The 14528-nt window shown below is 36.3% G+C and carries 23 protein-coding genes; 5 read left to right on the top strand and 18 right to left on the bottom strand.

Features of this window, described 5'->3' with window-relative positions:
* The first annotated feature begins 5 nt into the window (after window positions 1–5).
* Together FXF36_RS16230 and FXF36_RS04905 are read left to right on the top strand one after the other, a co-directional pair.
* On the top strand, window positions 6–170 hold the full coding sequence (locus FXF36_RS16230; RefSeq protein WP_167511289.1) for a hypothetical protein: 165 nt from the start codon (window positions 6–8) through the stop codon (window positions 168–170).
* Between the two features lie 349 nt (window positions 171–519).
* Window positions 520–969, top strand: a complete 450-nt coding sequence (locus tag FXF36_RS04905; protein ID WP_151622745.1) for a hypothetical protein — start codon at window positions 520–522, stop codon at window positions 967–969.
* Between the two features lie 118 nt (window positions 970–1087).
* Here the strand turns inward: FXF36_RS04905 and FXF36_RS04900 are convergent, their stop codons facing one another.
* The 6 genes from FXF36_RS04900 to FXF36_RS04875 all read right to left on the bottom strand — a co-directional run bounded on the left by FXF36_RS04900 (window position 1088) and on the right by FXF36_RS04875 (window position 6817).
* Complete coding sequence (locus FXF36_RS04900) at window positions 1088–2332, bottom strand: IS256 family transposase (protein WP_151622744.1); 1245 nt, start codon at window positions 2330–2332, stop codon at window positions 1088–1090.
* Window positions 2333–2448: 116 nt separating this feature from the next.
* Window positions 2449–3663, bottom strand: coding sequence for a PDDEXK nuclease domain-containing protein (locus tag FXF36_RS04895; protein WP_202880057.1), 1215 nt, complete (start codon window positions 3661–3663; stop codon window positions 2449–2451).
* Window positions 3664–3955: 292 nt separating this feature from the next.
* Window positions 3956–4810 carry a pirin family protein gene (locus FXF36_RS04890; RefSeq protein WP_151622743.1) on the bottom strand — a complete coding sequence of 285 codons (855 nt, stop codon included), beginning with the start codon at window positions 4808–4810 and terminating at the stop codon, window positions 3956–3958.
* Between the two features lie 35 nt (window positions 4811–4845).
* The gene (locus FXF36_RS04885; RefSeq protein WP_151622742.1) at window positions 4846–5358 is read right to left on the bottom strand and encodes an ECF transporter S component; all 513 of its coding nucleotides are present in this window, start codon (window positions 5356–5358) and stop codon (window positions 4846–4848) included.
* Window positions 5359–5368: 10 nt separating this feature from the next.
* Window positions 5369–6124, bottom strand: coding sequence for an amidohydrolase family protein (locus tag FXF36_RS04880; RefSeq protein ID WP_151622741.1), 756 nt, complete (start codon window positions 6122–6124; stop codon window positions 5369–5371).
* A 99-nt stretch (window positions 6125–6223) separates the two neighbouring features.
* Window positions 6224–6817: a hydrolase gene (locus FXF36_RS04875; RefSeq protein ID WP_151622740.1), complete on the bottom strand. Its 594-nt coding sequence runs from the start codon at window positions 6815–6817 to the stop codon at window positions 6224–6226.
* Window positions 6818–7062: 245 nt separating this feature from the next.
* On the opposite strand from FXF36_RS04875, the gene FXF36_RS04870 reads away from it, so the two are divergent.
* The 3 genes from FXF36_RS04870 to FXF36_RS04855 all read left to right on the top strand — a co-directional run bounded on the left by FXF36_RS04870 (window position 7063) and on the right by FXF36_RS04855 (window position 8820).
* Entirely contained in the window at window positions 7063–7392 is a 330-nt protein-coding gene (locus tag FXF36_RS04870; protein ID WP_151622739.1) for a hypothetical protein, read from the top strand.
* An 11-nt stretch (window positions 7393–7403) separates the two neighbouring features.
* Window positions 7404–7691, top strand: a complete 288-nt coding sequence (locus tag FXF36_RS04865; RefSeq protein WP_151622738.1) for a hypothetical protein — start codon at window positions 7404–7406, stop codon at window positions 7689–7691.
* A 331-nt stretch (window positions 7692–8022) separates the two neighbouring features.
* Window positions 8023–8820, top strand: coding sequence for a PIN domain-containing protein (locus tag FXF36_RS04855; protein WP_151622737.1), 798 nt, complete (start codon window positions 8023–8025; stop codon window positions 8818–8820).
* Window positions 8821–8843: 23 nt separating this feature from the next.
* Here the strand turns inward: FXF36_RS04855 and FXF36_RS04850 are convergent, their stop codons facing one another.
* The 12 genes from FXF36_RS04850 to FXF36_RS04795 form a co-directional block, all read right to left on the bottom strand.
* The gene (locus FXF36_RS04850; RefSeq protein ID WP_151622736.1) at window positions 8844–9059 is read right to left on the bottom strand and encodes an aspartate dehydrogenase; all 216 of its coding nucleotides are present in this window, start codon (window positions 9057–9059) and stop codon (window positions 8844–8846) included.
* A gap of 33 nt (window positions 9060–9092) precedes the next feature.
* A complete protein-coding gene (locus tag FXF36_RS04845) occupies window positions 9093–9656 on the bottom strand; it encodes a GNAT family N-acetyltransferase (protein WP_151622735.1) in 564 nt (187 codons plus the stop codon).
* Window positions 9653–10207, bottom strand: a complete 555-nt coding sequence (locus tag FXF36_RS04840) for an NAD(P)H-dependent oxidoreductase (protein WP_151622734.1) — start codon at window positions 10205–10207, stop codon at window positions 9653–9655. Before FXF36_RS04840 ends, FXF36_RS04845 begins: the two co-directional genes overlap by 4 nt.
* Before the next feature lie 200 nt (window positions 10208–10407).
* On the bottom strand, window positions 10408–10605 hold the full coding sequence (locus FXF36_RS04835) for a hypothetical protein (protein ID WP_151622733.1): 198 nt from the start codon (window positions 10603–10605) through the stop codon (window positions 10408–10410).
* Between the two features lie 61 nt (window positions 10606–10666).
* Window positions 10667–11281 (bottom strand): metal-dependent hydrolase, encoded by a 615-nt coding sequence (locus FXF36_RS04830; protein ID WP_151622732.1) that lies wholly within the window; start codon window positions 11279–11281, stop codon window positions 10667–10669.
* A gap of 15 nt (window positions 11282–11296) precedes the next feature.
* Window positions 11297–11470 (bottom strand): hypothetical protein, encoded by a 174-nt coding sequence (locus FXF36_RS04825; protein ID WP_174819713.1) that lies wholly within the window; start codon window positions 11468–11470, stop codon window positions 11297–11299.
* 92 nt (window positions 11471–11562) lie between these two features.
* Window positions 11563–11775, bottom strand: coding sequence for a hypothetical protein (locus FXF36_RS04820; protein ID WP_151622731.1), 213 nt, complete (start codon window positions 11773–11775; stop codon window positions 11563–11565).
* Between the two features lie 191 nt (window positions 11776–11966).
* Entirely contained in the window at window positions 11967–12680 is a 714-nt protein-coding gene (locus tag FXF36_RS04815) for a YdcF family protein (protein ID WP_151622730.1), read from the bottom strand.
* Between the two features lie 174 nt (window positions 12681–12854).
* Window positions 12855–13106, bottom strand: coding sequence for a heavy-metal-associated domain-containing protein (locus tag FXF36_RS04810; protein ID WP_151622729.1), 252 nt, complete (start codon window positions 13104–13106; stop codon window positions 12855–12857).
* Window positions 13107–13157: 51 nt separating this feature from the next.
* Window positions 13158–13559 carry a DUF1284 domain-containing protein gene (locus FXF36_RS04805; protein WP_151622728.1) on the bottom strand — a complete coding sequence of 134 codons (402 nt, stop codon included), beginning with the start codon at window positions 13557–13559 and terminating at the stop codon, window positions 13158–13160.
* Window positions 13549–14082 (bottom strand): histidine phosphatase family protein, encoded by a 534-nt coding sequence (locus FXF36_RS04800; protein ID WP_151622727.1) that lies wholly within the window; start codon window positions 14080–14082, stop codon window positions 13549–13551. Before FXF36_RS04800 ends, FXF36_RS04805 begins: the two co-directional genes overlap by 11 nt.
* Before the next feature lie 117 nt (window positions 14083–14199).
* Window positions 14200–14520 carry a glutaredoxin domain-containing protein gene (locus FXF36_RS04795; RefSeq protein ID WP_151622726.1) on the bottom strand — a complete coding sequence of 107 codons (321 nt, stop codon included), beginning with the start codon at window positions 14518–14520 and terminating at the stop codon, window positions 14200–14202.
* Window positions 14521–14528: the final 8 nt, after the last annotated feature.

The following is a 14528-nucleotide window of genomic DNA, read 5'->3' as shown; positions in this document are numbered from 1 at the left end:
GACTGATGGAAATAAAGAAATTTAATGTTGTGGAAGGATTATATATCGAGAAAATTCCTTGTCAGGACTTGCTAGCCTATGGGATACCCGATAATGAAGATTTTTATGATGTTGCTGAGGCTCAGGAATATGGTGGATTTCATAATAATTCTTCAGTTTATAATGTATAAAAAGAGCAAGGTGATTGTGGAAATAATCACTTTGCTCTTTACAGTGAGACTTTGAAATTTTTTCTGTAAATATGGAACTTCTATGATAATTTAGATTTATGATGGATGTGGTCAGATTGGTCACATCCTTTTTTAGACTATACAGTTCTGTGTACCGTAAGTCAATAAAAATTTGGATTTTGAATGTGTGATGAAGTATTATCATTAGCATAAGCAATTGATAACATGGGATTTATGAAGTAAATTTTATTGAAAGATAACGTTCCATCTAAGCTAAATTTTTTCGTCTTTTATGACGATATAACAGATAAGAAGAAGTGTGTTATGAATTTGTCAAGGAGGATGGCTTATGCGTATTCTGACAAATATATCAAAAGCTGAATTGGATCAGCTAGCTAATCAACCTACAGCCAAGGCTATGATTGAAAAGGTGAAAACAGAAGGTATATATATTCCAGAAGGAGATTCTCAGGGCGCTGCTGAGTTTATTGCGATGCGTAATCAGCAAAAACAAGATGCTTCGCTACAGATTTCCGACGAAGGAATGGAAGCTTTAAAGAAGATGAGCGAAGAAAACGAAAAGAAAGTCAAAGAGGGAAATTCTCAAGAAGAACAGATTAAAGAACAAATTGAAAAATTGAGAAAAGAATTGGCAGAAATAAAAGCTAAACAGGCTGGCTCTGAAAAGGCAAAGAAAGCATTAGCGAGTAAGGCGAATGCTATATCTCAGCAGATTTCTACGTTGAGTATGCAACTGATTCAAGTACAGAAAGCCTCTGGCGATTCAAATACCCTATAAGAAAAGGGAAAGAAACCTATGAGGTGACTTTCTTCTTGTGAGTTATATTATAAGTTAATTGAACAAATTCCAGTTTACACAAATAACCTCTATCCCGTGTGAGATAGAGGTTTTATTTTTAGTCTGAAAGTCTGCCAGGATACATGATAGAAAGCTCGCCTCGAACCTTACCCCAGTTTCTGATTGGCATTGTCCATTTTTTGGTGGCTTCGAAAGTCGCCAGATATAAAGCTTTTATCAGAGCTTGCGAGCTTGGGAAAACGCTCCTCTGCTTGTTCAATCTTCGGTAGCATGAATTTAGACTTTCTATGGCATTTGTTGTGTAGAATGCAGTTCTAACATCCATAGAGAATTTGAAAATTGGAGTAATGACATCCCAGTTATCATGCCAGCGATTCATAGCATGTGGATACAGCGACTCCCATTTCTTGGTCACTTCATCTAAACGCTTGAGAGCTGTCTTTTCATCAGGTGCTGTGTAGATTGTCTTAAGGTCTTTAGCAAAAGCCTTCATGTCCTTGTTAGCGACATACTTAAGGGTATTTCTGACCATGTGAACAATACAACGCTGATGCTCTGTGTTAGGGAAAGCAGCTTGGATAGCTTCTTTTAAACCAGCAAGACCATCAGAGCAAAGAATTAGGATATCCTGAACTCCACGGTTCTTAAGGCTGTTCAAAACACCAAGCCAATATTTACTACTTTCATTTTCGCCAACCTCGATGGAAAGAACTTCCTTCATCCCATCTTCATTGATTCCAAGAACAACATAAGCTGCAAGCTTGCTTACAATTCCATCATTGCGTACTGAAAAATGGATAGCATCAATGAAAATGATTGGATAAACAGCTGATAAAGGACGATTCTGCCAATCCTCAATCTGTGGCATTAGTTTGTCCGTGATATCAGAAACTAAGCCTTCGCTGATTTCAAATCCATAGATTGATTCAATCATTTCAGAAATCTGAGTAGTAGTCATTCCCTTGGCATACATAGCAATGACCTGTTCTTCGATGCCAGAGATGTCTTTCTGTCTTTTCTTCACGATAGCAGGTTCAAATGTGCTGTTTCTATCCTGTGGTACATCTACCTCAAACTCACCATATTTACTTCTTACAGTCTTAGACTTTGTACCATTGCGGTAATTAGGTTCTTCATCACGAGCATACTTCTCATAGCCTAGATGCTCATTCATCTCAGATTCGAGCATAGATTGAATTGTTCCTGAAAGAAGATCCTTGAGGGCATCCTGAATGTCCTCTGCTGTATGGATATCATACTCGTTAAGTAGTCCTTGGATTACAGCCTTCTTTCCTTCGGTCATTGGTTTTGCCTTATAAACGTCGCGTCTCTTGTTTGCCATAAAAAATGGGCCTCCTTGATATTTAAAAATTTTATCATAGAAGACCCATGTCTTATATTAAATTTACAGAGATTTTTTCAAAGCCTCTTTACAGTTGTTTAAAGTCTCAATGGCGCTTACTTATCTTGCTGCCTCTGCTTATATTCTTCTTCGGCAATTTCTATCTGTTTTTGTATTTGTTCAGCGGTTGGCAAATACTCTTGTATTTCCTGGATTTTGACATTATCATAAGTTGCAACACCCATTGGAGTTGTTATTCCTTGGAAGGCTAGTTGTACTTCTGTTTTATCCATGTCTTTGCAAATTAAAAGGCCGATTGTAGGATTATCACTATCTCTTCGTAAAAACTCATTTACTGCATTTACATAGAAGTTTAACTTGCCAGCATGTTCTGGTTCAAAAGACGTAACTTTTAACTCTAAAACAACATAGCAACGTAAGTATATATGGTAGAAGAGAAGATCTATTTTTCGAGTTTTTCCTGAAATAATCAGTTCTTTCTGTCGTCCTATAAAAGCCCAGCCCTCGCCAAGTTCAAGTAAAAAACGAGTCATCCGTTGTTCTATTATGTCTTCTAGAGCTGTTTCATCATAACCTTTAGGTAAAGATACAAACCCAAGATCATAATTGCTTTTTAATAACTCCTGAGCGAGCTTACCCTGAGCAGTTGGAAGTTTATCTGCAAAATTAGTGATTGCTGCACCTGTTGTATGGTACATATTTGCGCGAATGCAATCATCAAGAGCACTTCGACTTAAACTTTGTTCTATTGTCTGCCTGATATAGAACAGGGCTTCATTTAAATCCTTACATTTTGTAATTATGTTAACATGATGTCCCCATGGAACAAAACCAAATATCAAAGGAAAAGGAATTTCTGCAACAGCTTGTTGCAGTTTTTCTGTAGACCTAAACTCAGTGATTTCTGCAGCAACTTGTTGCAGTTTTGAACTTTCTGTATTAATTTCATTTTCAATTAACTGAACTTTTGCTTCAAATGAGTCAAATGAAGAATAGAATAAATACCATTTTTTCATATTCCAAAGATTTCGAGCAGAAAAACCTTTTGCGTTAGGAAATTCAGCTTGTAAATCTAAGCTGACCTGCTCGACAATACCTGCTCCCCATTTTTCCTCAGCTTTACGGATAACAAGATCTCGACCTAATTGCCAGTTAAAAAGAAGCTGCTCAGAATTAATTTTGACAGCAGCTTTCATCTGTGCATTACGAAATCTTTGCTTTAATTCAATTAACCATTCTGTATATTCTTTATCAAGGGTTACATCATGTGATTTCACAACCCTTGGTTTATTCATATTGTTATCGGTCATTAAAAATGCCTCCTAAATTCTTATAGCATAAATTTTATATCAGGCCTTAGCCATTGGCAAATAGATTATTTTTCATATTTTCATGAGCTTCATATGAATATAAAAAAGGGCAACGAGACTTCCGACATGCTATTCTTCCTTTATTTTATAGTGTTTGTGAACCATTAATTCGGTTCAAGTCCCGCCTTCCGCAGCAATAAAAAAGATGATGAAATTTTTCATCATCTTTTTTGCCATTTAGTAAATTGTTTCTCGCTATTTAGTGGGCCGATTAATAAAGCGAAATCTTCGATTATGAATTTTCATATTCAGCCACCTGTTTTATAAAATCACCTGTTTCTAATTCTCGGAAAGCTAATTTCAATTCTTCTTTGGTATTCATCACAATTGGACCACCCCAAGCAACTGGTTCACTTAATATATTTGAGCACATATAGAGTATTTCAATTGGCTCATCTATTGCTTCAATTTTTACTTCGTCGCCATCACCTAGTTTAGCGGCTGTTTTTGAAGGCACCCGCGTACCACTTACAATAGCAGGACCTTCTAATGTAAATATCATGCAGGATTTCTCTTCTCCATGCACATCTAGAGTGATAGAACCACCCGGCTTAAGGAATATATCGTAGAAATCCAACGGCAAATACTTGCCTTGTATACCTGCGTATTCTTTATAGTTACCTGCCAACAAGCGCAACTTTCCATTTTCTAATTCAAATTCCTGTATTTCTTCATTAACTACGCCGTGATAAAAAGGCGCTGCAGTCATTTTATATTTTGAAGGAATGTTAAGCCATAGTTGAACTCCGAGCATTCTATCTGCAGGTTGAGGCATTTCGGAATGATACGCGCCTGAGCCTGCGGTTAACCATTGAGCTTCGCCCTCATGCATTGTGGCTTTGGTTCCCAGATGATCTTCATGCACTATTGAACCTTTGGATAGAAATGTAAAGGTTTCTATTCCACGATGAGGATGCATAGGAAATCCTGCTATATAGTCAGCTGGATCAGTAGAATCAAACGCATCCAACATAAGGAATGGATCGAATATCTCGACTGTTTTCAAGCCAATAACTCTTACAAGGCTAACACCTGCACCATCTTGAGTACGATAACCCTGAACCTGTTTTATTACATTTCTAAGCATAAGTCCCATCCTCCTTGGAGGATATTTTACCTAAATCATATGGAAAAAATGTGTTGAAATTTCCCCTTAATCAATCCATAAAGTAAACAGCCCAATACAATTCCACTTATAGTTTGCATAGATAAAGTTAATAGAGTGGATAAAGCATATGCATATCCAAATAAAGGGATTTTTACTAATGTATACAATAATACGTGGACGAAACCGCCTAAAACAGCTCCAATTAATAAATTATGCTTTGCATTCTTTAGCAACTTAAATGCGATGACGCCCATAACGATTGCCCAAATGGCCTTTATTGCCATGGTAGGCAAAACCCAAGCTGTGTATCCACCAAGTAAATCTGATAATCCAGCACCTAAAGCTCCTGCAAGTGCCCCTTTTTTCGTTCCCAGTAGGCAAACGGCTAATATAATCATGCAATCACCTAGGTGAGTATATCCAAACAGTGTGGGAATCTTGAAATAAAAAGTTCCTAGAAAAACCAATGCTATCATCATTCCTTCAATCGTAACCTCTTTGGTTGAAATCATATTCTTAGTATTCATTCTGCGCCTCCTAATCTAGCAAACTTCCCCAAAAGTTTTTTGCATTATTGTAAAAGATATTTTCATAATCAGTCTCGTTTAATGGGCATGAAAGAATCTTTTGTATTTCAACCTCTGGAGCGTGAAAAGGTGTATCCAGCCCAAACATTACTCTATCGTTTCCTACATTCGTATATGCGTTATATATTTGTGCACTCATAGATGTACCTGAGGTCTCAAGCCAAATATTCTTGTAACGCTTTGCTATAGTTTGTGCTGCTTCCACATATATTCCATGTCCATGACCCATGTGCAGCATTACAAATTTGCACTTTGGATGACGTTCTGCTAATAGACCAATTTGCCATGGCAAAGAAAATGGTTCATGGCCTGAGTGAACGAAAAATGGCACATTATAATTTTCACAAATCTCTGCCACTGGATCTACAACAGGTGAATCAGCTGCATATCCGTCAAAAAGTGACTGTATCTTCGCACCTTTACATCCTTTATCTCGTATTAAACTCTCCAACTCATCATACGCCACCTGTTCTTTAGTACAGTCAATCCAAGCCACAGGAATAATCTTCTCTGGAGCCGATTCATAAGCAGCAAGCATTTCAGTATTTTTTGTAGAGTCTGATGGACAAAGTACCGTCTTTTCAATGTTGAATTTGTCCATCAAATTCAGTACTAAATTAATGTCTCCGCTGAAATTAAATGGATTTCCCCAAGTTCCAATGTGCGAATGCATGTCAATCTTTTTAAAATCATTAAAACTAAACATAGCATCATACCCCTTTCTTTTATTGGATATGATGCTATCTTATATCTGACCACTTTAAAAGTGACACTTTTATTAAATTTTAAGAGGACAGAGTCCTGTTTACCCTGCCAGCATAGCCTCGTTTATATTATCCTCGCATGCTGCCATTGCATGAAGTGTCTTGTCGAGCAAATCATTTAATTCCCAGCCAAGTTGATCTGCTCCTCGTTCAATAACATCTCTCGAACAGCCGGCTGCAAAACCCTTGCTCTTATATTTTTTCTTGAGGGATTTTAATTCCATATCTTTTGTGCTCTTCGATGGGCGCATTAAAGCCGCAGCCCATATTAGACCAGTTAATTCATCCGCTGCAAAAAGAACTTTTTCCATCTCTCTTGTTGGTTCAACATCAATTGTGGTACCGCAACCAACTGTAATACCATATCCATGTGAACATACTGCATGAATGATATCTTCGCTCACTCCGCCCTCTTTTAATAGCTCTGGTGCTTTTAAACAATGCTCTTCAGGATATAATTCGAAATCTATATCATGCAAAAGCCCAACGATACCCCAATATTCCTCTTCGTCAGCATATCCAAGCTCATTTGCATACCACTTCATAACTGCTTCAACTGTAAGTGCATGCTGAATATGAAATGGGTCCTTATTATACTTCTTTAACAGTTCAAATGCCTCTTCTCTTGAAATCAATTGATTATCCCCCTTTAGCTGTTTTCTAAAGCATACTCTTTTAGTAGGTTAATAGCAATACGTCATAAGATAATAAATTATTATAAAAAAGAGCTCCTTTTTAAAGAAGCCCTGCTAATTCACCAGCAATATACTGTAAAATTTTAATGAATTTTGGATGTTCGATTGACCCAAATGGGTGTTCTGGTGTATATTGTCTATACACAGAACAAAGTTTCGGAAAGTATGTTCTAGAAAGGGGGCCCATGGAGCTGAATTATAAGATTATAGCGGTAGATTTTGATGGTACATTATGCTATAGCAACTGGCCTGCATTGGGGGAGCCTAATAGACCACTAATTGATTATCTTATCAAAGAGCAGGCCGCGGGCAACAAGTTAATACTGTGGACTTGTCGAGCTGGACAAGCTTTAATTGATGCCACCAACTGGTGTTATGATCAGGGGCTTTCTTTCGATGCAATCAATGATAATCTTCCTGAAATCGTGGAGCTCTATGGCAATAATTCTAGAAAGATAACCTGTGATTACTATATCGATGATAGAAACCTTCCATTGGAGGCAATAGCAATATAAAGGAGATCACTATGAAGAAAGTATACGACAAGGTGGAAGTAATATGCATACACAAACCTGATAATACGGTTGTTCCTCTTCGCTTCCGCTTGAAAAATGATGATGGAGAATTTGAAACCTACACTGTAAGCGCATTTAAGCCACTGCCAAAGAACGGCACTCGTACTACTAAAGATGGTATATACGTATCAAACAGTGTAGATATTTTTGAGTGTAAGGTTCATATCTTTGGTCTAGAAAGAACTGTTAGATTGTACTATGACCCTAGGATTAACAATACTTGGAAGCTTGCTGTATAAGATACTAACAACAAAACTTAGCCACCTATAATTACACCAACATTCCCATGCAAAAGAATCCTTATTATACCGCATAAAATCAGGTGAGCTGGATAATAAATGTAAAATAAATATTTCATATTTCTCATATTTCCACGCTGCCCGTTATAAGCTTTTAACAAAGGATTTGTTAAGCATACGAAGAGTTGAAGTGTACCATAAACTGGATTTATAAAAATTTTAGTTTTATCATTTCTTCACAATATTTGTAAATCTTAATGATATTGGAGAATTTACACATTTATGTGTTACAATAACTCTCTAACGAAATTATTCTTATTTGAGGTTTATTATGGGAATATTTAATAGAGAAAACAATACAAAACAAATAGAGCATGAAGTTCCTGTTATGGAGCAACAGCTTTTAAACAGACTTTATCTTGTTGATTATGAAAATGTATCAGATGCTGGACTTGTTGGCGTAGACAAGCTCACCAAAGCTGATACAGTTATTATCTTCTACGGATCTAAAGTAAAGACTGTAGCTTATGAATCTCTTATTGCGATTACCAGCTCTTCCGCTGTTATCGAACACATGAAAGCTGAGAAAACAGCAAAAAATTACCTAGACTTTCAGCTTACAACATACCTTGGATTCAAACTGGGGCAGAATTCTTATGATGCAGTTTACGTGATTAGCAAGGATTCTGGTTTTGATGCTGTAGTTGATTTCTGGGGAAACAAGGGGTATGCCATTAAAAGACAAACGGCAATCGTTATTGAAGAAAAACCTGTTGAGGAAACTCCTGCTGAAAAACCAAAGAGAACTTATAATAGAAATACTAGTAGTCATAGCCGAAACAAAAATACTTCAAGAACTGGCAAGCCTAAGATTGTAACTAAACCACAGCCTAAAAAGTCAAAAACTTCTTCGCGTCCTACTGTTACAGATAAACAGAAAGCTGAAATTAGAGCCGCTTTAAAGGGTGCAGAACTCAATGCACCTGATTACAAGAAGGTATATGATGCCTTTGCTACTAGTGACAGCACTTCTGCTTACAATAATACACTTCAGAAGTCACTTGGAAATGACAAAACTAGTGTGGTCTATAAGGCCACTTCAAAGATATTTGAAAATGCTAAGAAATAATAAAGAGCAGCCTCTTTTATCTCCTAATAAATCTTTTCTATTTCTTCTGTGATTTCGTATATATCTTTGAATGAGGCCAAATCATTCTGGTTCTTTATAAGCATTACTTCTTCAAACGTACCCGTGGTAAGGTTTTTAAAGCCTGCTACCTGCTCGCCGTTGCAGATGGATGCTTTGATTACAGGCTTTTTTGTTGCTTTATCATATGTTTTCTTTTCATTTTTCTTTTTGAAAAACATAGAGATTTAGCACTCCCTTTCCATCGTTTGCTTCTAAAATAATCGCTTTATATTTTTATTGAATTTATCTTCTGATAGGAAGCTCTTATAGAATCCTTTGTATAGGTTCCAAGCTTCGTCCTTATCTTTACAGTGTTTCTTGCCTGCTTCTAGGACAATGTAATGAACTCCAAAGCATTCAACACGGAGGTTCGTATCTTTACAATTATTACGTAGGTAAAAATTTAAGCGTCTGGTTTGAAGTTCCTTTTGAGCTTCATCATCTGTATAAACAGGATCTTCTACCTCACCAATAATTCTATCTGCCGTTTCTAAATAATCATCTATAAGAGTAAGGAGATTTGCTCCAATTCCTTTGTTTCTAAGTTCTGGAAATATTGCTATGTAATCTATAAGATAGCTATTATCAAGCTTTACCATGAAAGTGTAGCCCACCATCTTATCTTCTTCAAAGAGTCCAAAACAATCATAGAAGCCTTCCTCCAAAGATTTTAGAATCATCTTAAGTGGCTTGAGCTCAGCCTTAGGGAAATCTATGACCATGTGCTCCTTATAAAGTTCTGTAATTTGGTCTTCGTTTAGTCGTTGTAGGTTCATATTTTTTCAATTCTATTTAATGCGTCCTTAAGAATAGCCTGCTCATCGGCTCCATATATATCTAATCCCGTTGCCGCAATAAGCTTTACATCTTTTATTCCATAGAAATTTTCAGCCAGAGACTTTATGTATCCAAATGCAAATTCTTCTGGAACATAGGTACCACCAGCTGTCATTACATAATAAAGCTTATTGGCTCTACATAATCCTTTTGGAAAACCTTCTGGTGTATATTCAAAAGTAATACCCAAGACATTAATATGCTCGATATACTGCTTAAGCACTGCCGGGAAAGACAAATCCCAATATGGCGCAGCAATTACTATGGTATCGGCCTCTGCAAAATGGCGAGCCAGAGTGAACATTGGATTATCGAAGGAATGAGAGGCTATAAGTGAATCTCTTTTCTTTAGAAATGATTTATCTGTCTTTGGAAAATCTATATCTTCGAGATTTACTTCTTCATAATCCCCTAGTTTAGCAAGTAAAGCATCCGATAACAGCTTAGTTCTTGATTTTTCTCTTACACATGCATTAATAAATAAAGTCATAATCGTCCTCTTTTATAGTGTGTATTATACACTTTCAAATGAGATGTGTTCAATGGTGGGGTGAATGGGATGATGCATCTATTATATCTTTAGCTTTCTTTAATATAGGAAGCTCCAAAAACCACTTTCATTTACTATATCGCTTTTTTGTGTATAAAAAAAGATGGCACCTAACCTTATTGGGTTAAATGCCATCATCTTCATTCTTTAATATGCTTTATCATTTCTTGAGCAAGGCGCTTTGCTTTCTTTGTTAGCAGTAGCTCTCTATATGCTAGATAAGCTTCGGCATCACTTATCTCCATCTTGCCTTCGCGTAAAGAATTCCTTATGGACAAATACAAGTTGTAATAATCACTTGCCGCCTGATTGTCATCTTTTAATACCATTGTCTCCATAGCTCAACCCCTCCATGGACTAATAGTATCATCTGTCTGTGACCATTTCGTTAACTAGATTTCAAATGCCATTACTGCCAACCACGAATTTAAGGATAATTATACAAGCAATCAAAGCGCAGGCTGCACAAAAAATAATTGAATTAACACGACTTTTTGAATAGCAACGCTTTAGTGAGTATCCTTTTTCGATGGGATAAAAAAGCTTCACTGGTCTATAATTAAAAATATCTAATATTAAATGAGAAACATACCCCATCAAAAAATAGAAGCTTGCTGTAGGGAATATTAAGTAAACTCCACCTCCAAGAAGTAGCATTCCCAGTAGTGAATGCATAAACGATCTATGCGGTTTTCTGCTTCCATAAATACATAGTCCAATGAATAGAGTAATCCCGATGATACTTCGTAGATATCCACTTTCTTTTTTCCAAAGCATCATAGTATTGGTATCAAAGACGTAACCGAAAATCGAAAAGAATATCACTGCTAAGCTTGAAACTGCAGATAATATCAAAGGAGTACTCCTCTTTCCCGTTTCTCCCACATCTATATCACATATAATTGAACCCACAAATGCGGATGTAACAGCTAAAAGCATCATATCGGATGGTTGCCCAAAGCTCACTGCCAAGCCAATGGTCACCCCAACTGCTGCGTGTGTATTTGCTTGCATAATAAATAAAATGTCCTATCTAAAATTCTTTTTAAATGCATTCACTAACATATGAACTACAGTGTAATACAAATACAAAGCGATTACCATTACAAGCATAGATACGACTAAATTACCCATTGTTCCATCTGGATTGATATATGCAGCAAAAGAGATGAAACCTGGTGTTGAAATAACATATTGAGTCATTCCAAGAAGACCACCTATGAATCCGAGGTCGTTTCAGCAAATTCAAAGTTATCTTTGTAATTTATATTAAAATATAGTTATATTCATATCATTTAATCTGCATGATTATCTGAATTTGTGTCATAATCTTCTTTCTTTGAATTTTTGATTCGGCGGACTAGCTCATATACATTTCTTCCACCAATGACAATCCAGCATATGGTGCAAATTTTATTATCTTCAAAATAATACCTTGTAGCAACAAAAAATGATAAACAAATTAATACAACGTAACCTATTATCTTTAACAGTTCTTTATTTTTCATCCTATTATCTCCATAACCTTTTCGATGATTTTCCGGTCCTATAAAATCCTGCCAATATTAAGTTTTTCATTATCCCAAAAAAGTACCGCTCCGCCGATGATTAAGCCATTATCTATCAATTTGAAAAGATGATTTGACTTGGCCATCTTTATACTCTCCTGCTCTATTGCCTATGGTATAAAACTTAACAGTTATCTTATATCTTTTATAATTCCAAAAGTCTCTCTAACCATGTTGTTAGGTAGAAATTGGTATTCGGTATATGCAGCAATACCAGTGATTTCAGCATCAGTATATCGCCTGGCAAGAAGTGTTCCTCTAAAAAGGTGGAAGTTGTTAGTCACAATACCAATTTTCATGTTCTCATCATCTTCTATCAGGTTGAGCGCATTGGTAATGTTCTGCTTAGTATCAAAAGAATCTTTTTCTACAAGGATTCTCTCTTCCGAAATTCCTTTATCCATAAGATAAGCTTTGCCACCATCACCTTCACTAATAGGCTCATTTGCTCCCTGTCCGCCAGTGACAATTGCAATGGTCTCAGGATTATTATTTAAGTATTCAACTGCAGCATCTAGTCTATACTTGTAAACAGCACTAGGACCTCCTTCTCTCATTTGAGCGCCAAGGACTATGATGTAATCGGCCCCATCTTCTCCTTTAGAGAAAAACTGTGTGAGAATGCCTCCTTGACATATGATAAATACTGCTAATCCCAGTATTATTAATACTCTGAAAATCCTTCTTAGAATCCATGGGACTTTATCCCAAAGTCCCTTTTTCTCCATGAACCACAGAAATCCAAAGAATAACGCTACAAGTATCCATATTACATATGAAAATGTACCACTTCCTACCAGAAATACTGTAATGGAATATAGTAATGACAGTACTGCAAGTGCCATATATATAAATCTTTTAGCCACTATTTTTTATAGCCCTTTCGTTCTTTTGCCCGCTCTATAAGCTGTTTTGCCTCTTCAAAGGCGTTATGATACCGTATCCATCATTTCATAATCAATTTCATGACCATCTGCAAAGAGATGTATCAATTGCTCCAATTAAAGCCTCTCTTAATACTAAAGCAATCCTAAAAACTTCTTTTGATAAGGTTCTGATTTTATAGATAGAACCTTATATCCAGTCTGCGAAATAGCCTCAGTAATATTATCTTTCTCAAGTTCTTCTTCTGAGATAATTACAGACTCACCTTTAGTATGTGAACTTGAAACCTTCTTAATATTTGGCATGGCATTTCGAATAGCATCATTAACATGCGCCTCGCACATACCACACATCATACCTTCTACTTTGACTATTGTTTTTACCATATCTACCTCCATAAAAACTTCAAGTTAAAAAAGAGCTTCTTCTACGAAGCCCTAATGGATTGTTTGGAGCGGTGTATTATTGCATAATTCAAACCACTCACAGTTATGACAAATATTGTAGAACTCATCTGTTTCAAAAATTTTCTCTTTCGCTACATCTGCCAGGCTTTTCCAGCTACTGGTATATCCATATGTTAAACCACATGTCTTCAATACAGATTCGTCCATATATCGGACCTTATCCAAAGAAGTGCATTTCCCATCCTCATTGTTTGGGCAGGCTATGCACAAATCGTCGCAACCCTCGTGTAACGTTACAATCATTTCATCTGAAAGAGTCTCAATCATGTTGTTCATATGGTTTGTGAAGGTTCCGTCATAGCCATGACCTGTATATTTTTGAATACATAATAAATGGTGTGGGCGTATATTAATTTGCTTTTCAAAAGTCATATCTCTTAATCTCGCAATTCTTTATTCCACATGAAGAAAACTCCTCATTATCCATTTCCCTGAAATAGGATTCCACCATTCTCGCAATACCATTATGCGCCACCAGGATAACCTCTTTGTCTCCAGCCTTTATATCATCTATAAGATTATATATTCTTTGGGCTAGATGTAGCATAGATTCACCTGTTCCAAATCTGCTTGCCATATCCTTTTTTGCTTCATGGAATTCAACTCCATCTCTTGGAGTAGATTCATATCTGCCAAAATTCTGCTCTACAAGCCTTGGCTCCACTCTCATAGGAATTCCTGTTATTTCTGAGATATGTCTTGCGGTTTCCTTTGCTCTCACAAGCGGTGAGGTCAAGATAACATCTGCCGTAATCCCCTGTTCCAAAATCTTTTTTCCGGTCTCAATTGCCTGCTCGTGTCCTCTTCGAGTAAGCTCAATATCTGTTGCACCGCATATCTTATTTTCTACGTTCCAAACGGTTTCTCCGTGTCTGATAAAATAAAAATGATCCACGCCTTACACTTCCTATTCTTTTTTGTTCTCAAATTTGGCTTCCATTGTATTACCAAATAAATCTTTTTCTAAAAAAATCAGAGTTCTCCTAGTACCTTAAGAGTATCAAGAGGATTATTAGCAGCCTTTTCCATCAATGCCACAGTTGGAAGATGTCTCATTATCTAAGTAAATAACTGTGATTCCCTTGTCCACAAGATATTTTTCCCAATCAAGAGTTACTGATAAGTCTTCATACACTATAGCAGGAATGCCTACATATCCATTTGCTTTCGTATTATCAAAGGCCTGATTAGTATCTCTTAATCTTAGGAACGCCTTTAAATTAGCCATATTTTTATGAATATCAATGTATTCATATTCGATATTATTCTTTGTTAAATTATATTCAAAATTGATGCAATCAGGACAAAGACTACTTCCATATACTTTAATCATACGAATTA

The organism is Pseudobutyrivibrio xylanivorans, assembly GCF_008935055.1.
In the GTDB taxonomy this organism is placed as follows: Bacteria; Bacillota; Clostridia; order Lachnospirales; family Lachnospiraceae; genus Pseudobutyrivibrio; species Pseudobutyrivibrio xylanivorans_A.
Note: the sequence above shows the minus strand (reverse complement) of the source record. Positions and strands in the feature narration are given on the sequence as shown.